This is a genomic window from Rossellomorea sp. DUT-2 (assembly GCF_052665285.1).
The window spans coordinates 948,139-970,029 of record NZ_JBQPEO010000001.1; the positions used below are offsets into that span (position 1 = coordinate 948,139).

General features: G+C 41.4%; 21 protein-coding genes. 19 read left to right on the forward strand and 2 right to left on the reverse strand.

Annotated features, from left to right (window positions below):
- The first annotated feature begins 74 nt into the window (after positions 1-74).
- From ACOSV2_RS04710 to ACOSV2_RS04775, 14 genes are all read left to right on the forward strand, one after another.
- The gene (locus tag ACOSV2_RS04710) at positions 75-386 is read left to right on the forward strand and encodes a hypothetical protein (protein WP_428974122.1); all 312 of its coding nucleotides are present in this window, start codon (positions 75-77) and stop codon (positions 384-386) included.
- Positions 387-455: 69 nt separating this feature from the next.
- A complete protein-coding gene (locus ACOSV2_RS04715) occupies positions 456-980 on the forward strand; it encodes a histidine phosphatase family protein (protein ID WP_428974123.1) in 525 nt (174 codons plus the stop codon).
- 206 nt (positions 981-1,186) lie between these two features.
- Positions 1,187-1,372: a hypothetical protein gene (locus ACOSV2_RS04720; protein ID WP_428974124.1), complete on the forward strand. Its 186-nt coding sequence runs from the start codon at positions 1,187-1,189 to the stop codon at positions 1,370-1,372.
- A gap of 170 nt (positions 1,373-1,542) precedes the next feature.
- The gene (locus ACOSV2_RS04725) at positions 1,543-1,722 is read left to right on the forward strand and encodes a hypothetical protein (protein WP_044337098.1); all 180 of its coding nucleotides are present in this window, start codon (positions 1,543-1,545) and stop codon (positions 1,720-1,722) included.
- A gap of 532 nt (positions 1,723-2,254) precedes the next feature.
- Positions 2,255-3,079, forward strand: a complete 825-nt coding sequence (locus ACOSV2_RS04730) for a M55 family metallopeptidase (RefSeq protein WP_428974125.1) — start codon at positions 2,255-2,257, stop codon at positions 3,077-3,079.
- Between the two features lie 14 nt (positions 3,080-3,093).
- Positions 3,094-4,026 (forward strand): ABC transporter permease, encoded by a 933-nt coding sequence (locus tag ACOSV2_RS04735; protein WP_428974126.1) that lies wholly within the window; start codon positions 3,094-3,096, stop codon positions 4,024-4,026.
- Positions 4,026-4,979 carry an ABC transporter permease gene (locus ACOSV2_RS04740; RefSeq protein ID WP_148969065.1) on the forward strand — a complete coding sequence of 318 codons (954 nt, stop codon included), beginning with the start codon at positions 4,026-4,028 and terminating at the stop codon, positions 4,977-4,979. Before ACOSV2_RS04735 ends, ACOSV2_RS04740 begins: the two co-directional genes overlap by 1 nt.
- Positions 4,980-4,984: 5 nt before the next feature.
- Positions 4,985-5,995, forward strand: a complete 1,011-nt coding sequence (locus ACOSV2_RS04745) for an ABC transporter ATP-binding protein (protein ID WP_428974127.1) — start codon at positions 4,985-4,987, stop codon at positions 5,993-5,995.
- A 42-nt stretch (positions 5,996-6,037) separates the two neighbouring features.
- Positions 6,038-7,663 (forward strand): peptide ABC transporter substrate-binding protein, encoded by a 1,626-nt coding sequence (locus ACOSV2_RS04750; RefSeq protein ID WP_428974128.1) that lies wholly within the window; start codon positions 6,038-6,040, stop codon positions 7,661-7,663.
- 91 nt (positions 7,664-7,754) lie between these two features.
- Positions 7,755-8,693: a S66 peptidase family protein gene (locus ACOSV2_RS04755; RefSeq protein WP_428974129.1), complete on the forward strand. Its 939-nt coding sequence runs from the start codon at positions 7,755-7,757 to the stop codon at positions 8,691-8,693.
- Positions 8,690-9,769, forward strand: a complete 1,080-nt coding sequence (locus ACOSV2_RS04760) for a dipeptide epimerase (RefSeq protein ID WP_428974130.1) — start codon at positions 8,690-8,692, stop codon at positions 9,767-9,769. Before ACOSV2_RS04755 ends, ACOSV2_RS04760 begins: the two co-directional genes overlap by 4 nt.
- Positions 9,770-9,791: 22 nt before the next feature.
- Entirely contained in the window at positions 9,792-10,715 is a 924-nt protein-coding gene (locus tag ACOSV2_RS04765) for a C40 family peptidase (RefSeq protein WP_428974131.1), read from the forward strand.
- Entirely contained in the window at positions 10,712-11,716 is a 1,005-nt protein-coding gene (locus ACOSV2_RS04770; RefSeq protein WP_428974132.1) for an ABC transporter ATP-binding protein, read from the forward strand. Before ACOSV2_RS04765 ends, ACOSV2_RS04770 begins: the two co-directional genes overlap by 4 nt.
- Before the next feature lie 14 nt (positions 11,717-11,730).
- Positions 11,731-12,540 (forward strand): serine hydrolase, encoded by an 810-nt coding sequence (locus ACOSV2_RS04775; RefSeq protein WP_428974133.1) that lies wholly within the window; start codon positions 11,731-11,733, stop codon positions 12,538-12,540.
- Positions 12,541-12,588: 48 nt separating this feature from the next.
- Here ACOSV2_RS04775 and ACOSV2_RS04780 read toward each other — a convergent pair whose 3' ends face one another.
- Positions 12,589-13,413: an STAS domain-containing protein gene (locus tag ACOSV2_RS04780; protein ID WP_428974134.1), complete on the reverse strand. Its 825-nt coding sequence runs from the start codon at positions 13,411-13,413 to the stop codon at positions 12,589-12,591.
- Between the two features lie 338 nt (positions 13,414-13,751).
- Here ACOSV2_RS04780 and ACOSV2_RS04785 point away from each other — a divergent pair, with 338 nt between their 5' ends.
- From ACOSV2_RS04785 to ACOSV2_RS04800, 4 genes are all read left to right on the forward strand, one after another.
- Entirely contained in the window at positions 13,752-14,309 is a 558-nt protein-coding gene (locus ACOSV2_RS04785; protein WP_428974135.1) for a helix-turn-helix domain-containing protein, read from the forward strand.
- A gap of 188 nt (positions 14,310-14,497) precedes the next feature.
- Positions 14,498-14,809, forward strand: coding sequence for a metal-sensitive transcriptional regulator (locus tag ACOSV2_RS04790; RefSeq protein WP_428974283.1), 312 nt, complete (start codon positions 14,498-14,500; stop codon positions 14,807-14,809).
- Between the two features lie 14 nt (positions 14,810-14,823).
- On the forward strand, positions 14,824-15,030 hold the full coding sequence (gene copZ, locus ACOSV2_RS04795) for a copper chaperone CopZ (protein ID WP_428974136.1): 207 nt from the start codon (positions 14,824-14,826) through the stop codon (positions 15,028-15,030).
- A 73-nt stretch (positions 15,031-15,103) separates the two neighbouring features.
- A complete protein-coding gene (locus ACOSV2_RS04800) occupies positions 15,104-17,521 on the forward strand; it encodes a heavy metal translocating P-type ATPase (protein WP_428974137.1) in 2,418 nt (805 codons plus the stop codon).
- A 604-nt stretch (positions 17,522-18,125) separates the two neighbouring features.
- On the opposite strand, the gene ACOSV2_RS04805 is transcribed toward ACOSV2_RS04800, so the two are convergent.
- Positions 18,126-18,455, reverse strand: coding sequence for a DUF3889 domain-containing protein (locus ACOSV2_RS04805; protein ID WP_428974284.1), 330 nt, complete (start codon positions 18,453-18,455; stop codon positions 18,126-18,128).
- A gap of 282 nt (positions 18,456-18,737) precedes the next feature.
- On the opposite strand from ACOSV2_RS04805, the gene ACOSV2_RS04810 reads away from it, so the two are divergent.
- Positions 18,738-21,815, forward strand: a complete 3,078-nt coding sequence (locus ACOSV2_RS04810) for a GNAT family N-acetyltransferase (protein WP_428974138.1) — start codon at positions 18,738-18,740, stop codon at positions 21,813-21,815.
- The last annotated feature ends 76 nt before the right edge of the window (positions 21,816-21,891 follow it).

The following is a 21,891-nucleotide window of genomic DNA, read 5'->3' on the forward strand; positions in this document are numbered from 1 at the left end:
TTCATACTGAGAGGCAGAGGAGGAAGGAAACTAAATAATAATACAGTGAGAAATGATTAAGTTCAGGAGGCTTTATGATGTATCCAGAATCACTATCAAACTTGATATCTATTAACAATGATGTTTTGTGGGGAATCATTTTAGTTATGGGACATTTAATCTCCACTACTCTGGCATTAGCCATATTTTCATCAATCGTGCTTCAAAATAAAAAGAACGGATTATTATTCCTTATTCTCTTAATTGTCATGGGTGTGCTGACCCTCTATCGAGTAATGACTTATTCTATAACATTAGGGCTAATCATTGGTTTTATGTATATCATATTATGTATTGTTACCTATTTCTCTTTGAAAAAGAAAATGAGCAGGGAAAATCAATTGTGACTTGGATTTATACCGGGAGTAAATAACTCGTTACATATGGAAGATAGAATGATAGAAAGGAGTGTCTATATGATATACGTTATCAGACACGGTCAAACCGCCTTGAACAAGGAAGGCAGATTACAAGGAAGAAAGGGACTCCCCTTAAATAAAGAAGGTGTCAGACAAGCTGAATACTTAAAGTACAAACGGTCACAGATTCCTTTTGATTATGTCTATTCCTCTCCACAAGAAAGAGCGATTCAGACGGCTGAAATTGCCACTGGAATAGAAGCCTGCATAGATCCAAGATTGGATGTTTATGATTTAGGTGAAGCGGATGGGCTGCTGAAAAGCGAGGTGAAAATGGCTGGGGTCCTCCCTGATGCCAGAATTTATAATGGACTTGAAGAAACTGATTGTTTCATAGAAAGAATTTTTTCGTTTATGACTGAACTGAAAAAAGAGCATGGAAATAATGAGAAGAATATCCTGATTTCAGGTCACCGTTGTACCACTGGGGCTATCGGCTCATATTTCACAGTAGGGTCCAAGGATGAGAATATCTTGAAGCACTCTTCTAATAATGGCGATTATAGATTATTTTCGTTCTGAACTATAGACAAACTGATTAGAGGGTAAGATGATTGAAAGAAAATTTGTTCCTCGTTGGGGGACAGGATTTCTATTCTGGATCAGTCCTGAAAATACACTAATTATAAATGCTCGTTATACGTTTTCAAAAAAGATCATTGGGTAAATAGTAAGTAGCCTTTACCCGCAACCTTGTGAGGAGAGAATAATAGGAGCTGTGACGATCGTTGTTCAATATACATGACAAATATTCCATTGTTTTGTATCAAACACATATGGCAAAATATCAAGCTTCTCGTAAATCTCAGAAAATTACGATCCAAATGCTTTCCCAGTATACAGGTTTCTCTGAGGAAATCATTCTCGAAGCACTTGAGTTTGGAAAGTTAGCACCTGATTTATCTATTAGATAATCACCTACGTGTAAAGGTCTAAGAATTATTTTCTCCTCCAAGGTTGACCATTAGGAAGCCTGTAATGTAGTTGATTCATTTTTGTTACATAATTAATTTTTTAAGAATATATTGAAAAAACAAGCCTATATTTATTATAATAACAGAAAGGATTTATAGAGGAGGATCTAATGGACACCCACAGGAGTAAAAGGATATCCAAGTTATACCGAAAGTTGATTACTTCTGATGCAACACAAGCTTTCCTTATTTATAAAGGCCTAGATGAGACAACGAAAGCAGAATTACTCGATTTAGTGGCAGAGATGGGCTCTCAGCACTCAGAAAAACTTTTGAATAAAATAAGCTAACATACATTAACCGAGTGTAAGACCTGGAGAGGTGATTTCTCCAGGTCTTTTCCTATGAAAAGGGTTATCAGTAAAAATGCAAAATTGAAAATAAGGATTTTTCGTTTATCAGCGAAATCCAGAATATATCAGCGAACCGTAATGAACCAGTAATGCACAGTATCCGATTTTCGCTGTGATCAATCAATCAAAAATAGTTCAATAAAATCAACCCGGGTCATTTCTCCTGCATCTGACGCTCAAACCCAATGATAGGTACCATCTACATAAACAAAAGACTGCGGTGTGATTTCGATTATGAAATCCATCGCATTTTTAGTTCTTCATTAAATTTGATGATTCTAATGAACTATTCATTGATTAAAAAGGTGGGAACTATTTCGGGGGGAATCTAAAAATAGTCCTATTTTCCTTATTTTATAAAAATAGGAATAAGTTCCTTTTTATTCAAAAAATTGTTGTAATTAGGAGGATTAATATTTATAATATTAAGAAAATTTAATAAATATTTCCTAGGAAAGGGGGTTACTGTATGAATGTATATATGTCGGTGGATATGGAAGGAATTACAGGCTTAGTTGATCATACACACGTAGATTCGAGCAAGCATAATTATGAGCGTGGGAGAGTTTTGATGACGGAGGAAGCGAATGCGGTAATATTTGCTGCCTTTGAGTCAGGTTGCGCCGAAGTACTGGTAAATGATAGTCATTCACAAATGAATAATCTATTAATTGAAAAGCTTCATCCAGAAACAAAGTTGATATCCGGTGGAGTGAAACCATATTCGATGGTTCAAGGACTGGATGCCACGTTTGATGGGGCTTTTTTTGTGGGTTATCACGCACGGGCTTCGACGAAAGGGGTGATGTCCCATTCGATGATCTTCGGCGTTCGCAACATGTATATCAATGATGTTGCCGTTGGTGAGCTGGGCTTTAATGCGTATGTTGCAGGATTTTACGAGGTTCCAGTGTTGATGGTTGCAGGAGATGACCAGGCAGCACTTGAGGCAGAAGCATTGATCCCTAATGTTACGACAGCCGTCGTGAAGGAAACGATTTCCCGTTCTGTGGCAAAAAGCCTGACACCTCAGAAATCAGCTCAATTATTAAAGGAGAAAACCGAAGTAGCGATACATAATAAAGATATCGTAAAACCTCTCACTCCACCTGACCATCCGACATTGCGAATCGAATTTGCGAATTATGGACAAGCGGAGTGGGCAAGTCTTATGCCGGGAACAGAACTGGAGGCAGGCAAAACCACTGTACGATTTGAGGCAAAAGATATCCTGGAAGCCTATAGAGCCATGCTTGTGATGACTGAACTGGCGATGCGAACAACATTCTGTTAGAAAGTGTGAGATCAATGGGTACATATTTGTTGAAACGGCTACTGGCCATGGTGATTACGTTATGGCTGATTGTGACATTAACATTTTTCTTAATGCATGCCATACCAGGGTCACCGTTTAATGAAGAGCGAAATACAAGTGAGATCGTACAGCAAAATTTAGAAGCTCATTATCATTTGAATGAGCCGTTGATGGTTCAATATCTTCTCTATTTAAAGTCCCTGGTTTCATTAGACTTTGGTCCATCTATTACACAACCATCACAAACCGTAAATGACTTATTGGGAAGGGGATTTCCAATTTCCTTTGAATTAGGAATGATTACTCTCGTGATTGCAGTATTGTCTGGCATTATTTTGGGGATATTGGCTGCTCTCAGACATAACCGAATGATAGATTACATGGCAATGACCTTCGCCGTACTTGGGATTTCGATTCCAAACTTTGTGATGGCGACATTACTTATTCAGGAATTGGCTGTAAACAGGGGAATCTTCCCTGTAGCCACATGGACGAGCTGGCATCACATGGTTCTTCCGACCTTGGCATTAGCGACAGGGCCAATGGCCATCATTGCCCGTCTGACTCGTTCGAGTATGTTGGAAGTGTTAACCCAGGATTATATTCGAACAGCCCGTGCCAAAGGGTTGTCACCAATCAAGATTGTGTTTAAGCATGCCCTGCGAAATGCCTTACTTCCGGTTGTAACTGTACTGGGTACTCTAGCAGCAGGAATATTAACAGGAACATTCGTCATTGAACAAATCTTTGCGATTCCGGGAATGGGGAAGTATTTCGTGGAAAGCATCAATCAGCGTGATTATCCCGTCATAATGGGAACAACTGTATTTTACAGTGCATTTCTCATACTTATGCTGTTTTTAGTAGATTTAGCTTATGGCTTCCTGGATCCCCGTATTAAGTTACATAAGAAGGAGGCGAAATAATGGGAGTTCCAAAGCACCAAGAACCAAATGTGACTCCAGATGTACTGGATGAGTGGTTTACACCCAAGAAGAGGAATAAAGATGATGCCGAAGCGGTGGTCCGACCGAGTCTTTCTTATTGGCAGGATGCGTGGAAGCGTCTTGTGAAAAATAAGCTGGCAATGCTTGGCTTTGTTTTTTTAATCGGATTAATTGTGATGGCAGTCATAGGCCCCATCATTTCTCCCCATGACGTAACGAAGCAAACACTTTCGAACCAAAACCTGCCGCCTTCCGGTGATCACTGGTTTGGTACCGACGATATGGGACGAGATGTATTTACCCGTACGTGGTACGGTGCACGCATATCCTTGTTTGTTGGCTTTATGGCAGCACTCATTGATTTTGTTATCGGAATTGTATATGGAGGCATAGCAGGTTATAAAGGTGGTAAAACCGATAACGTTATGATGCGTATTGTTGAAATTCTATACGGATTACCTTACCTATTAGTTGTGATTTTATTAATGGTCGTGATGGGACCGGGCCTGCTCACTATTATCGTTGCCTTAACCGTGACGGGCTGGATCGGCATGGCCAGAATCGTAAGGGGACAAGTGCTTCAAATTAAAAACTATGAGTTCATTCTTGCTTCCAAAACGTTTGGTACGAAAACAGCCCGTATCATTCGGAAGAATCTCCTGCCTAATACGATGGGACCGATTATCGTACAGATGACACTGACCGTACCCAGCGCTATTTTTGCGGAAGCATTCCTAAGCTTCCTTGGATTGGGCATTCAAGCTCCGTATGCGAGTTGGGGAGTCATGGCTAATGACGGCTTATCTACGATTCTATCAGGATATTGGTGGCGATTATTTTTCCCGGCTTTATTTATTTCACTAACTATGTTCTCATTCAACGTTTTAGGTGACGGACTGCAAGATGCACTTGATCCGAAGCTAAGGAGGTAATCATCATGAAGCAAGTATTATCTGTACAAGATTTACATGTACATTTCTCGACATATGGGGGAGAAGTCAAAGCGGTACGGGGAGTGAACTTTGATTTACATAAAGGGGAGACACTTGCCATTGTCGGCGAATCTGGATGCGGAAAGAGTGTAACGTCTCAAAGCATTATGAGGTTAATCCCGAGTCCTCCCGGGAAGGTGACGAACGGCAGGATACTATTTAAAGGAAAAGACCTTTTAAATGTAACCGAACCGCAAATGCGAAAGATTCGAGGGGCCGATATCTCGATGATCTTTCAGGATCCCATGACAGCTCTGAATCCGACCCTGACAATCGGGGAGCAAATAATAGAAGGAATTCTGCAACATAACGATGTTTCCAAGAAACAGGCCAGACAAAAAGCGATTGAGATGCTGACACTTGTCAGTATTCCAAACCCTGAAGAACGATTAAAGCAATACCCTCATCAATTTAGTGGGGGAATGAGGCAGCGGATTGTTATTGCCATGTCACTCGTATGCGAACCAGACGTAATAATCGCAGATGAGCCAACAACAGCTCTCGATGTAACCATTCAAGCGCAGATTTTGGAATTATTCAAAGAAATACAGCAGAAAACCGGGGTCTCGATTATTTTGATTACCCATGATTTGGGTGTAGTAGCTCAAGTTGCTGATCGTATTGCCGTCATGTATGCCGGTAAAATTGTAGAGGAAGGAAACAGAAGAGAGATTTTCTATCACCCTCAACATCCGTATACTCAAGGGTTACTAAAATCAGTTCCAAGGCTTGACCTTGATGGGGAAGAGCTGATCCCGATACCCGGTTCACCTCCTGATTTATTTTCACCACCAGTAGGATGTCCTTTCGTTCCCCGGTGTGAAAAGGCGATGGAAGTGTGCGAACGTGTATACCCAGCGAAAACACAACTATCAAACGATCACCACGTTGACTGCTGGCTTCAGGATAAACGCGCCAAAAAGATGCTTTCATCGATTAGCTTAACCTTCCGTTAAGTTAATTGTTTGATAGATAAAAAGAATAAAAGGGGGAAGAACATGAAGAAGCTATTATCAGTTTTTTTAGTAGGAATGCTCTTGTTTGTGTTGGCAGCTTGTACAGCTACAAAGGATGCAGGCAGTGAGTCAAGCAGTGGAGACAGTAAGAAAGAAAATGCAGGAAAGGTTCTTCACTTGAATAATGGTGCTGAACCAACGTCTTTTGATCCTCCTATTGGATTCGACTCCTATTCCTGGACAGCATTAAACAATTTAATGGAAGGGATGACGCGTTTAAACGCCAATCATGAACCAGAAGCGGCAATGGCAGAAAAATGGGATGTGTCTGAAGACGGAAAAGTATACACATTCCACATTCGTGATAATGCCAAATGGTCTAATGGCGATGATGTAACCGCTGGAGACTTCGTTTTTGCTTGGAAACGTCTGTTGAATCCGGAAACGGGATCACCGGCTGCCTTCTTAGGTTATTTCATTGAAGGTGGAGAAGCCTTCAATACGGGTAAAGGGTCCGCTGATGAAGTGAAGGTAGCGGCGAAGGACGAGAAAACATTTGAGGTCACTCTAACCAGTCCACAAGCGTATTTCTTAAGCGTCATTGCGAATCCAGCGTTCTTCCCAATCAATGAGAAGGTTGCTACTGAAAACCCTGAGTGGTTTGCAGAAGCTGATACATTCGTAGCAAATGGGCCGTTTAAGCTGACTGAATGGGAGCATGACAGCCACTTTGTTATGGAGAAGAATGATCAATATTGGGATAAAGATTCAGTAAAATTGGATAAAGTCCACTGGGCAATGGTGAACGATACAAACACCGATTATCAATTATTCAAAACAGGTGAGTTGGATACAGCCGATGTACCGGCTGATTTAAGTAAACAGTTATTCGAAGAAGGTAAAGTCAATGTAGAAGATCAAGCAGGAACCTACTTCTACCGTTTCAATTTAGAAAAAGAGCCTTTCCAAAACCAAAACATCCGTAAAGCATTTGCCATGGCGGTAGATCAACAGCAAATGGTCGACTACGTGACAAAGAACAAAGAAAAAGCAGCATACGGCTTCGTATCAAAAGGTTTTAAAGATCCTTCAGGAAAAGACTTCCGGGAAGCAAATGGAGATTTAGTGAATACAGATATCGAAGAAGCGAAAGCCCTTCTGAAAAAAGGAATGGAAGAAGAAGGATACGATAAACTACCTGAAGTAACCTTAACGTACAGCACTAGTGATACACATCAGAAAATCGCTGAAGCCCTTCAACAAATGTTCAAGGAACATTTAGAGGTAGACGTTAAATTGGCCAATATGGAATGGAACGTATTCCAGGACGAACAAAAAGCATTGAAGTTCCAATTATCACGAAGCTCATTCCTGGCAGACTACGCAGACCCGATCAACTTCCTGGAGAACTTCCAAACAGGGCATTCCATGAACCGAACAGGTTGGAGCAACGAAAAGTTTGACAGCTTAATCAAACAAGCCATGAATGAAGCAGATGAAGCGAAACGCTTCGAATTAATGTATGAAGCAGAGAAAATCTTAATGGATGAAATGCCGATCATTCCAATCCACTTCTACAACCACGTTTATTTACAAAATGAAGAAGTATCCGGCATCGTTCGCCATCCAGTTGGATATATGGAATTAAAATGGGCAGACAAGAAATAGGTGCTTAAACTAAGAGTGAGTGGAGAAGACGCAAGGCTGTTTGAAGCCTTGCGTTTGCTCCCTCTTTTTCTACGAAAGGGGTAGACAGCGTGTGGTGATAAAACCGTTAAGACTCAAAAAAGGGGATACAATAGGAGTCATTGCTCCTGCAAGCCCTCCGAAATCTGAACCATTAAAAAAAGCCTTTTCCTTTCTTGAAGAATTAGGTTTGGACATAAAACTGGGGAAATCCGTTCATAAGAAATATGGGTACCTGGCAGGTTATGATCAAGAACGAATAGAAGATATCCATATGATGTTCAGAGACCGTGACGTTAAAGCCATCATTTGTGCTTGCGGCGGTTTTGGCACAGGACGGATCGTATCCCGATTGGATTACAACTTAATAGGGGAAAACCCGAAAATCTTTTGGGGATATAGTGATATCACTTTTTTACATACAGCTATTCATCAACAAACAGGACTCGTTACGTTTCATGGTCCTATGTTAAGTTCAGATATCGGTCTTTCGGATGTACATGCATTAACGAAGAATTCCTTCCAACAGTTGTTTCGTCCGGAAGACATCGAATATACAAACAAACTTTCCATGTTGGAAACGGTTGTAGAAGGCGCAGCAAGCGGACCTGTAATAGGTGGAAACCTTACCTTATTGGTAAGCACATTAGGTACTCCTTTTGAAGTGGATACAAAAGGCAAAATCCTATTTATCGAGGATATCGATGAAGAACCTTATAAAGTGGACCGAATGATGAATCAGCTGAAAATGGCGGGGAAATTTCATGACGCATCCGGAATCATCATCGGGGATTTCAAAAACTGTGTGCCAGAAAAACGCGAACAATCCCTGACTCTCGATGAGGTGCTCAAAGAACATATTTCAGATGCAGGCAAACCGGCATTAAAAGGATTTCATATCGGTCATTCTTCCCCAAGTATCGCCATACCATTAGGAAGCATGGGACGAATGAATACGTATAACCAAACATTCATCGTAGAAACTGGCATAAGAGAGGATGAGATTAAGTGAAGATCCATCAACTGGAAACCTACCGAACAGCTGTCCCGTTGCATACCCCTTTTAAAACGGCGTTACGCACCGTTGAAGTGGCAGAAGGCATCGTTGTGAAATTAACGTGTGATGACGGGACTGTTGGATGGGGAGAAGCTCCCCCGACAGTCGTGATCACAGGGGATAGCCTATCAAGCATTGAATGGGCCATACAACAAGTGATCAAGCCGGCCATCCTAGGGAAGAGTCTCTTAAATTATGAACAGCTTTTTCAACAATTACATTCTCTACTTGTACGTAATTCAAGCGCAAAGGCCGCTGTAGATATGGCTTTATATGATTGCCTTTCACAGCATTGCAATCTTCCACTCTACCAATTTCTAGGCGGGTACCGTCATGAGCTGGAGACCGATTATACTGTGAGCGTTAATAGCCCAAAGGAAATGGGTGAGGATGCAGAAGCCTATGTGAAGCAAGGCTTTAACGTACTGAAAGTCAAAGTGGGAAAAGATGATATCGAGACGGATATTAAAAGAATTCATGAGATACGCCAACGAATCGGGTACGATATCAAAATTCGACTGGATGCTAATCAAGGCTGGGAATCGAAAGCGGCTGTCAAAGCGATTCGTAAACTGGAAGACCTTGATCTTAATATTGAATTAGTCGAGCAGCCAGTACCTGCTCATGACATTGAAGGGCTGAAGAGAGTCACTGATGGAGTGGATACACTGATTATGGCAGATGAGAGTGTTTTTACACCATATCAAGCATTTGAGGTGTTAAAAACCCGCAGCGCAGACCTGATCAATATTAAACTCATGAAAGCCGGGGGCATTTATTACGCTCAGAAAATTAACGACCTCGCGGAGGTTTGTGGTGTCGAATGTATGGTAGGGAGCATGATTGAAACCCGCCTCGGGATTACGGCCGCAGCTCATTTTGCAGCAAGCAAGAAAAATGTCACCCGATTTGATTTCGACGCCCCTCTTATGTTGGCAAAAGAAATAGTAGTGGGAGGCATTGAATATAACGGTCGAATGATAACGATGCCCCCCCAACCTGGATTAGGGATAGAGAGAGTTCTAGTTTAAATAACTACGAGGGGGAATTAATATGACGACAAAAGCGATAATAGCAGTACCCGTTTCAACCGTTTGGACATCCAAGGATTCAGCCCGTGATTTGGATTCACCTGCCGTTTCCAATCCCGTGCAAATCAACGAATGGTTAGATTCTTTGACACATGAAACCCGGTTGGCTCTTTGCGATGAAAACCGTATACAATCTCAAGCTTTATTCGGCCAGGAAGTATTGGTGATGGAAGAGAAGGACGGTTGGTCTCATGTGATCATTCCGGACCAGGCTACATCGAAAGACGATCAAGGATACCCTGGTTGGCTCCCCAGCACTCAGCTTTCACTTGGGGAGTTACCTCAAACGGATACATATGCCATAGTCACTAGCAAATTCACGAATTTAATCAACGAAGAGAATAAGGTGGAATTGGCACTCAGTTTCCAAACGATTTTACCCGTGGTGAAAGAGCATGATCATGTTATCGAAGTTATGACTCCGTTAGGTACACGCTTCTTAAAACAGAAAGATGTGATCATCTCAACCACAAAGGTTAACGATCAAAAGGGTAGCGGCCAAGACATCGTCAATTCCGGAAAAATATTTCTTGATCTTCCTTATTTATGGGGAGGGATGACGAGCTATGGGTTTGATTGCTCAGGCTTCAGCTATACCATGTGCAAGGCAAATGGTTATCTGATTCCCCGAGATGCAAATGACCAGGCAAGAGCCGGAAAAGAAGTAGCGCTGGATCAATTAGAGCCTGGTGATCTTTTATTTTTTGCTTATGAAGAAGGGAAGGGGAGCGTTCATCACGTTGGAATCTATCATGGTGACGGAAAGATGATCCACTCTCCCAATACTGGGAAAACCATTGAAATTCTTTCCCTGAAAGGCACCTACTACGTGAAAGAGCTATGTATGGCAAGACGTTACTGGGAGGAAACGGAGGAATCATCATGACGAATCACAAGCTACTGGAAGTTAAGGAATTAAAAAAATATTTTCAGCTTGAAAAAGGTAAAACCTTAAAGGCAGTGGATCGTATTTCATTTGATATCTATAAAGGTGAGACTTTCGGTCTAGTAGGGGAATCGGGTTGCGGGAAGTCGACTACAGGCCGCACCATTATCGGTTTGTATGACAGCACAGATGGGGAAGTCCTATATGACGGGAAGAATGTTCATACACTCTCTGAAAAACAAAAGCTGTCCTTTTATCGAAGTATGCAGATGATTTTCCAGGATCCGTACGCTTCACTTAATCCCCGTTCAACGGTACGTGAAATTATTGCAGAACCGATGGAGGCCCACAATTTATACCGGGATAAAAAAGAGCAGATGGAACGTATTTATCAGCTGCTGGAAGATGTCGGGCTGAATCGGGATCATGCTAATCGCTATCCCCACGAATTCAGTGGCGGACAGCGTCAGCGTATTGGCATAGCACGAGCTCTTGCCCTTAGTCCGGATTTCATAATCGCCGATGAACCAATTTCTGCTCTGGATGTTTCCGTTCAAGCTCAAATCGTAAACCTATTGAAAAAGCTTCAAAAAGAAAAGGGTTTGACCTTTTTATTCATTGCTCATGATCTTTCCATGGTCAAGCATATCAGTAACCGCATCGGAGTGATGTATCTGGGACATATGGTTGAATTAACCGAGAGTAAGGAGCTTTATAAAAAACCTCTTCACCCATATACCCAAGCCTTACTTTCAGCTATCCCCATCCCTGATCCCGATGTAGAGGATGAGCGTGAACGAATGATCATTCAAGGGGAAATCCCCAGCCCGATAAATCCACCAAGTGGCTGTGTATTCAGAACCCGTTGTCCTGTAGCCATGGAAGCGTGCGCCAGCCTGAAACCTAAATGGAAGGAAGTAGAAGAACAGCACTTTGTTGCTTGTCACTTGTACGACAATGAAATCACCAAGGATCATGACGAAGTAGCGGTCACAAAGTAAAGGATGAATAGTGGATGAATGGAAAATTATTAGAGGTAAAAATTCTGGACGCTATTGATAAATGTATGGGCAGGGTCAGTGTAGCCATTGACCTGCCATCACGCTCCATCCAAATCAATGATGATACTCCATATCCTGCCGCAAGTTTAATCAAGGTTCCGATCTTACTTGAAGGTTTTCGTCAGGCAGAGCAGGGGGGAATCGACTTAAATGAAATTGTACTAGTCCCCATAGAGGATAGAGTGGGAGGAGCAGGAGTGTTGTCAGCACTCTCCAAAAATATGTCGTTGACGGTAGAAGACCTCCTCACACTCATGATCATTGTGTCGGATAACACGGCGACGAATCTCATGATCGATCGTATAGGGGCAGAAGCAATCAATAACCTTTGTAATTCTTTGGCATTAAAACACACTAGGCTTAGTCGGAAATTGATGGATTTTCAATCAAAGGAACAAGGGTATGACAATTTGACTTCTGCTTCTGATATCATCACCTGCTTGCGGATACTGGACCAGAGCCCACTATTCAGTGAGCAGAGCCGTGAAAAGATGCTATCAATTTTGCATCAGCAGCAATTTGATACCAAGCTGCCGGCAAGAATGGACAGGGAAAGAGTCTTTATAGCAAACAAAACAGGGGAATTACCCGGGATTGATCATGATTGTGCCATTGTTCGATGTAATGAAAAAACTGCCTACATAGCTGTATTAATTGATGGTCTTGGGAAAAACGAATCTGCGCGAGGCACCATTGCGGAAATCGGTAAGCTTCTATATGATTATTTAACTAAACCTGATTTTTTAAAAAGCGGCTTAACCTGATTTGAATTTTCTTTATTCCTCAAAAACCATTACCATAAGAAAAGCATCCTAAAACTTCTGGATGCTTTTTGACTTTTGCAAATGTATAAGGGCTGTATGAAGACTGGCGAACATTGGAATATGCTTCATTACGATGCCCAGGTTGACCATGGTTTGAGCGATTTGTGGCCTAATGCCTGTTAGGATTGCTTGAATTCCAGCTAATTTAAGCGCAGCTACCACTTTGATGAGTTGATCGGCTACCATTGTATCCACAACCGACACTCCGGACAAATCAATAATCAGATAATGCAGCTCCAATGAAGCTCCCTCTGATAGTGCCCTTTCCATTAAATCCTTCGCACGTCCTGAATTTATATCTCCTATAAGAGGAAGAATGGCGATCGTCTTTGTCACTTTCACAATCGGTATAGAAACCTCAGAGCTGACCGTTCCTGCAAGGGAATGAGAATAGGAAACCGTAAGCCGAGAAATGGCTCGATCCACTCCAGAATGAAAAAGGGAAAGAATATCATAAAACGTTTCTAAGGACAGTTCATTCTTTATTGCATTAGTTTTTATTATTTTTCCAATTTCATGCCGAAAGTAATGAAGATCTTCCAGCGCTACTTCAAGTGAAATTTCCAACTGCTTAAATAAAGTAACAGAAGAACATGCCCATCCTTCAATAGATTGTTGAATATCATGAGAACGCAGGGACTCGGCTAAAAGCTCAATCGATTCTCCTCTCCATTTTCTCAGGGGTACATTTACAATATTAGGGTAAGGAGTATTTTCGTTTGTTCTTTCTTGAATCAATTTCACTTTAGAATCTATTATAGTGTGAATGAATTCAAGATACTTGTTTTCGTCATGAATTGCGTTCATCGACATCTGATAACCTCCTACTGGATCAAAACTGCGAGTTTCACAATTATGTAAATATATTTGGAAAAAGGATAGAGGAAACACTGGATATTATGTTATGCTTTTCAATAAGGAGTACATAAGCAATGATACTAAATGAGGACGTATAGAGTCTCACGAAGAGATCACTCTACAATAAGAAGATTCACAACATGATGAAGATTAAAGAGTAGGTCATTTGAATACTTTCCTACCATTCTATTATATCGAATAATACCATTTGGGAGTGTTTCTGTTTAGCCACCCTCTAATAGAGTTTATACATTGCTTTTCTGCCATTAAGGTTCAGAAAGGGGTACTTAGGATTGAATAAAAGAACTTGGCTTATTAAGTTGAGAAAAATGAAAAAGATGACCCAACAGGAAGTAGCTTCGAAAGCTTTCATTGAAAGGTCCTACTATGCCCAAATCGAGAATGGCATCCGCAAACCGAGCAGTGAGGTCACTGTAAAGTTGGGTGAAGTATTGGACTTCCACGCATCCAGCTTTAATCTCGAGGAAAATCCATTCTCGATTGCTTTAAAGAATGCACCTGTCGTACTCGCACATTGTGATACTCAATTACGCTATACCTGGATCTTCAATACTCCTGATCTTGTTCCAGACGATCATATTGGAAAAACCGACATAGAGCTTGATAATAATGAAGGGAATAGGGCATTAATGAAATTGAAAGAGGAAGTATTAGAAGAAAAGGCACCCATCAATCGAGTGATCTCGATTCCTTTAAAAACAGGAACGATTTCCTATAATGTATACGCCCACCCCTTGTTAAATGAAGAAGGCTCCCTTATCGGTGTCGCCACTGCTTCTACTGAAATACATATCTCCAACCCTAAAGATGGGCTCAACAAGCATCCATAATAAATGAATCGATACAAAAGGCGTGCATCCCAATGAGGAAATACGCTTTTTTTTATCAAATCAAATTTCTTTACATACCATAATGGGGTATAGTATATTAAGAGCGTGGAGGTGGGAAGATGACCACTGAAAAGAATGAAAAAGAACCTGAGATTAACCCATCTGTGATTCAAGAGGAAGAGCGTGTTATGGATCATGTTGCATGCTCAGACGAAGAAGTTCGGAAAAGCCATCATTCTGATAATGTTAAGAAAAACCTTGTAACTCGATTAAATCGGATTGAAGGTCAAATAAGAGGAATTAAAGGCTTGATTGAGCGAGATACGTATTGTGATGATGTTATTACACAAATATCCGCCACTCAATCCGCCCTCAACAGCGTAGCCAAAATTCTATTAGAGGGTCATATGAAAACATGTGTTCTTGATCGGATTCAAGAAGGTGACACAGAAGTATTAGATGAAGTCATGGTTACCATTCAAAAACTTATGAAAAAATAAAGGAGTGTTTACAGATGCAAAAAGAATCGTTAACAGTGGAAGGTATGTCTTGCGGACATTGTGTTAAGGCAATTGAAGGCAGTGTTGGGAAATTAGACGGTGTGAAATCGGTGCAAGTAAGTTTGGAAGACAAGAAAGTAGAAGTTGAATATGATGATTCACAAGTGAAGATTGATGACATCAAAGAAACAATCGATGATCAGGGATATGATGTCGTGTAAGGATACTGTGCTTTCTCAGCACGGTTTTCTTTTACAATAAAGGATACCCCGTATAGGTATGGAGGGCTGATAAATGGTTCAGCATAAAGAAATCAATATAGAAATAACAGGAATGACTTGCGCTGCTTGTGCGAATCGAATCGAAAAGGGTTTAAATAAAATGGACGGTGTAGAAAAGGCAGCGGTCAACTTCGCTTTGGAGAAAGCAGCAGTAAAATACAATTCGGAAGTAGTGAAGCCAATTGATCTTCAAAAAAGAATCCGGGATCTAGGTTATGACATACAACTCGAAAAAACCGAGTTTGATATTACCGGGATGACCTGTGCTGCTTGTTCTGCAAGAATCGAGAAAGTATTGAATAAGCAAGAGGGAATACAACATGCAACGGTTAACTTGGCATTAGAAAAGGCAACCATTGAGTATGCCCCTGGCACAATCTCGACAGATCAAATCATTAAAAAGGTTGATTCAATTGGCTACGGTGCAACAGTGAAAAATGATGAGAATCAAGAAGAACAAACCGATCATAAACTTCAAGAGATCCAGAAGCAAAAACGTAAATTCATATGGTCACTATTATTATCGCTCCCCCTATTGTGGTCAATGGTCAGTCATTTTGAATTTACATCGTTCATCCCATTACCGGATATCCTAATGAACCCTTGGGTGCAAATGTCATTAGCAACACCTGTACAGTTTATTATTGGGAAACAATTTTACGTAGGTGCTTATAAAGCATTAATAAATAAGAGTGCCAATATGGATGTTTTGGTCGCACTTGGTACATCTGCTGCTTACTTTTACAGTGTGTTTCTTGCCTATCAGTCCATTGGTTCTGGAATGCATATGGTTGAGCTGTATTTTGAAACAAGTGCTATCTTAATCACACTCATTATTCTCGGAAAATTGTTTGAAGCCAAGGCAAAGGGTCGTTCTTCTGAAGCCATAAAGAAGCTTATGGGACTACAGGCTAAAACCGCAACGGTAGAAAGAGATGGAAATGTTGTAGAGGTTCCTTTAGAAGATGTTATAACAGGAGACATCGTGTACATCAAACCAGGTGAAAAAGTTCCTGTAGATGGAGAAGTCATCGAAGGTCGTTCAGCACTTGATGAATCGATGATTACAGGCGAAAGCGTTCCGGTGGATAAATCTATAGGTGATACACTGATCGGTGCCACAATGAATAAAAACGGATTCCTTAAAATGAAAGCTACAAAGGTAGGAAAGGATACCGCCCTGGCACAGATTATCAAAGTGGTGGAGGATGCTCAAGGTTCCAAGGCTCCTATTCAACGATTAGCGGATACAATATCAGGTATATTTGTTCCTATTGTGGTAGGAATTGCAGTCCTCACATTTCTTGTCTGGTACATTTGGGTTGAACCGGGTAATTTTGCCGAAGCACTTGAGAAACTGATTGCCGTTCTTGTGATTGCCTGTCCATGTGCCCTTGGGTTAGCGACTCCGACTTCGATAATGGCAGGATCGGGTCGTGCAGCAGAATTCGGGATTCTCTTTAAAGGCGGAGAACATTTGGAATCGACCCATGGAATTACAACCGTTGTACTCGACAAAACGGGTACTGTTACAAACGGTGAGCCGGTATTAACAGATGTAAAAGTGGAAGCTGGTTTTGATGAAGAAGATTTCCTCGCTTTGGTTGGAGCGGTGGAACGGTCTTCGGAGCATCCACTAGCGATTTCGATTGTGAAAGGGATCAAAGAAAAAGGAATTACTATATGGGGTAATGAAGAATTTGATGCTATACCAGGGTATGGTGTAAAAGCAAAAGTTCGAAATAATGAAGTGGTCATCGGTACCACGAAACTTATGGAACAAAATGGTGTCCCGATGAATCATGTGTTAGAAACCAAACAAACCCTTGAGACTGAAGGAAAGACGGTTATGCTCGTTTCAATTAATGGAAGCTATGCCGGCCTAGTCGCTGTAGCGGACACTATAAAAGATACTTCTAAACAAGTCATTCAGAGATTATATGATATGGGCTTAGAAGTCATCATGATCACTGGTGACAATCAGCGGACCGCTGAATCAATTGCAAAAGAAGCTCAAATCCATCATGTAATTGCGGAAGTATTACCTGAAGGAAAAGCAAAGGAAGTTCAAAAACTGCAGAAGGTAGGAAAGAAAGTCGCAATGGTGGGAGATGGAATCAATGATGCCCCTGCAATTGCCATGGCGGATATCGGAATGGCGATCGGAACAGGTACAGACGTAGCCATGGAAGCTGCCGATATCACCCTCATCCGGGGTGACTTGAACAGCATTGCCGATGCTATCTTCATGAGTAAGAAAACCATTCGTAATATTAAACAAAACCTGTTTTGGGCCCTCGCCTATAACTCACTCGGCATTCCCATTGCCGCAATGGGATTCTTAGCACCATGGCTTGCCGGAGCTGCAATGGCATTTAGTTCTGTGTCAGTTGTCTTAAATGCATTGCGTTTGCAGAGAGTGAAGTTTTAAACTAAAAGGCTCTTTTCGTATAGTTTGTTGCTATTGTAGAGGAGAAAGTAATAGTTGATTTCCGCTCCAGGATGCTCGCTTTCCGCGGGGCTGGCGGTGAGCCTCCTCGGCTGCGCCTCCGGGGTCTCACCTGTCCAGCTATTCCCGCAGGAGTCGAGCCTCCTTCCGCTCCAATCAACTTTCTGAGCATGAATCCTAAATCGAAAACAATTTAAACAAGCTTTTTAGCAAACAATCTTATTAAAGGTGAGTAAAGTTTGAATTTCCTTTTAAGGAAGTAGAATTATTTTTTTCTATTTATATTGTTTTCTTGCACACCTTGAAGCTCTGTCATGAAAAAAACTGTAAAGATGGTGAGGGGAACTGCGCAGACTCCGGCGGATTTTGGTCGTGCCGAGACCCCGTTCGGATAAGCTGAGGAGGCTCGGCCGAACGCTAGCTGCAAGCGGAGCAGTTCCCCTCACCATCCAGCATAAACATGGTTGACAGAGCCCTGGCAGATTCTATGCTAGAAAACAACAATCTTTGCGAAAAGAGCCAACTAAAAAGAGATCAAAGGGAGTTAAAATCCTTTGATCTCTTTTTATTGTTCAAAACCTATTATTTACCGATCCGTTTCCGTGAATTTGATATCAATCAGCTTTTCAGTTTCCGACTCAAACTGAATGTCCACAAACACACCAAATTCTTTCCCGCCACGTTTTAACCAGAGCTTAAACTTCTCAGTCGATACTTTCGATCCGTTTTCCTTTCCGATATGAAGATAGTCAACGATCGCCGCATCAGGATATTTTTCTTTAGTCTTTTTCACTGCCAGACTTCCCCATTTCGCATTGGAGGGAATCTCTTGTTGAGCGTGTACGGGTTTCTGGTCAACTAGTGCCGCGTTGGCAATAAAAATCATGCATAGAACAATTGGAATATGTCGTTTCATTTTCAATACCATATCCTTCTTTTTACCTTGTAGGTTTGTCTAGTCTTGCTGAAATTATTCTGCATTTTCCATTCAACTTACAATTAAAGGAGTAAATGAAATCTTTTTTTTAGTTAGAATATTCTTTACTTACTCATCATAAAATCTTAAACTGTGGATGAGGAAGAAAATCTTTCCAACTAAATGAAAGGAGGCGATGACGATGATTAAAATCGTCGATGCAAAGCAAAAAATCAATAAGTATGAGGTTATATATATTAAAACCTAGCGTAGGAGGACATTATGAAGACTACTGTAGAGCAAGTGAAAATCGTAGAATATCATGAAAGTCTAGCAAAAGGAATCGCGAAAATGTGGAATGAAAGCCGTGAAAACTGGGGTGGAGATTCCGTTGTCACCACTGAACAAGATGTAAAAGATAAGGAAGCTAACTCCACAAATCTCCATCTTTTTTTGGCAATGGTGGGAGATGAAGTGGCAGGCTACTGCGGATTGTCTGAATACCGTGAGGACGAAGGTGCCCTCTATATTCCTCTTCTGAATGTGCACCCCAAGTATCAGGGCTTAAAGATCGGCAAACAACTCGTACTGAAAGCGGTAGAGAAGACTGTGGAATTAAAATGGCCAAGACTGGATTTATTTACGTGGGCAGGTAATACAAAAGCCGTACCTCTATACAAAAAATGCGGATTCTTCTGGGAAGAGCGCGATGACACGGTTCATCTGATGAATTTCATTCCGATGGTGCTCCAAATTGACTGGCTGAAGCCGTTTTTTGAGAAGCATGATTGGTATACAACGAGTCAGCGTTCAATTGAAATCAAACCAGATGGCCTGAAAGAACGAGATCATACTTATTATGAATACAAATGGGAAGCAGGAAATGAGTTCGTCCGTATTCAATTCGAACGAACGGGGAGAGGCATTCGCTTAATTGAAACGCAGGATTTTTTAGCGGAAATGAGGCTGCCTGACTTTAAGTTGCTCGAGAAAAAAGAACACGACGTGACTTATCATGTAGAGAATCGCAAAGAGAATCCGGTTGAAATCGCCCTAAGAGGAATATCATCTTCTCAAGTAAAGCATGAATTCCATGAGACTGTTTTAGTGGGGAAGAACTGGATTGGAGAATTCCCTGTCAGTGTCGACATGCCAACTAGTCAACCAAGTCCCTGGAAGACTCACCCGACTGTCGGGGTGACAGTTGAGGTGGACGGTCATTCAATCCCATTTGCACTAGGGGTGTTTCCTAAACAAGCGGGGAAGCTTCATTTAAGATCGGTAATAAAGAATTGGAGATCCCATGGTAAAGGAATGCTCTATCTTGATTTGGAAAGCCAATTAGAAGAAGAAACTACCTGGACGATCAAACTGCCTGTAAATAAGGTAGTAAAGTGGGAAACTTCAGAAATGATGGCAAAAATCGAAGGTAAAAAGAGAATTTCGATTCCACTTCCGATCCAGCTATTGAAAAATGGCTTTTTGTCAGAAGAGGTGAATGTAGAGGTTCAACGGAAAAATGGGGACGTGACTACTTTTTCCACTAGGCTGTCATTGGCTCTACCGGGATTTGGGGCGAAATTTGGTGGCGAGACAGAAGAGCATTGGATCGGGTTTAACGGTCCCCACTACGTAGAAATTGAAAAACGAAACCATATCGTTAAAGTAGGCTCTATCCATTCAATCCAAGATCCGATAACTTTCTTCACTCCTAAATTCGGAAAACCCTATAGTGAGGAATTTTCTAAGAAAGAAGCATCTTCTGTAGAATATATTGAGCTTCCTGAAGCTTTTGTGATGAAAACAACACTAAAGTCGGATGCATTTTCCTCCATGCTTCTGAACACCTATTTTAAGATTTACGGTGATGGCTTAGTGGAAATCAAACATGAAGTCGTGAACCCCGGAGAAGATGACAGGAAGCATCTTTCCCTAATTCAGCCTGTTTTCATTAACTTTGAAGGAATGGCTATCCCACAAAGGAATGGGGTCTTAATCGGGAATGAGTCACTGGTTCCTTTCATGGAGTATATTAATGATAAAGATATGGCTGAACGTTGGATATTCACAAGGTCTTCAATTGGAGATACTCTCGGTCTCGCTTGGCCGGAGGAAGCTCTTGGAAGAAAAGATGATTGGCGAATGGCTCTTGAATATGAGATCGACCTGGTACAGTCCCAGGAAGAAATATGTTTAGGTCCCATCCAGGTCGGGATCAATACTTCCAACCACTGGTCTAAGTGGCGGGAGTTGGTGTTAGGTGAAGAAGGGAACATGAAAGAGCTGCCCCTCTATACTTTGGATAAAACAGGAGGAGATATTATTTCTTCTGTTGGTGAAAGGGAAGACTATTCATTCCAATCCATGCTTACTCCTTATATTCATGGTAAATTAACCGTTCATTCAGAAAATGAAAAGTTGGTTAAAGAAGTGGATAAAGCTGAGTCAGTAACCCGTTTGAATCTTGGATTAGAGCATTCTTCACCAGGTGTCAAATGGATAGAAGGGGAATTCGAGTCCAAAAGTCACTTCGGAAAAGTAGAAGTTATGCAACTTGTAAAGTCTAAGAGAGAAGTAAAGGTTGAGAGGAACGAAGATGTCTGGTCTGTAGATAATGGCTTCATTTCGTTTAAAGCGTCATCTGTTTATTATCCTGGTATCTATTCCTTATCGATTGACGGGAAGGAAACGTTGGATCATCAATATCCAAACCCGGGTCCACGGGCATGGTGGAATCCGTGGGGTGGAGGTATCAGATACTCTTTCCAATCCGTTAGTTCCTATTCAATGTTGAAAGAGAAAACGGCCATCGGATCTGTAACAAAGTTGGATCAACACGGTCATCAGTGGGCAGGGATTTGTTTGACAACAGAATTTAAGGAGCATGAAAAGATGAAGGGGGTTGTTCTTCGTCAATATGCGTTAACACTTCCAGAAGTGCCGGTCCTGGCTTTATTCGCAGAGATTCAGCAGGATTCAGGAAGAACGTATACGAACGAATTAGTGGATGTGGAGGCTTTCTTCAAGACTGGTGAAACGTTAACATCCAGTTTCGTTAAACTTCCAACACAAGGGATGGTCCATAAATACTATGCAGGTGTTGAAGAATTTGTATTGAGAGATACACCATTTATTACGGTTGGATCGGATGATCACCCAGAATCTGTGACATTTGTTCACCCAAGTACCAAAAAACGGTCAGAAGCATACTTAAATCAAGATGTTCTTCTAGTAGCATCAACAAACGAGTGGTCTGCAGCAACGGGAGAAACCATCGTAATTGAACCAACCATTCTATTCCATGGTGAAACTCGATCAGCACAAGCAATCAAGCCACTACAAAACATTCGATTCACCTAAAAACTCCGCGAACCTGCCTCTGTCGTAGGTTCGTGTTTTTAATTGGGAGGGACGGACCTCCAATTGCGCCAAATTG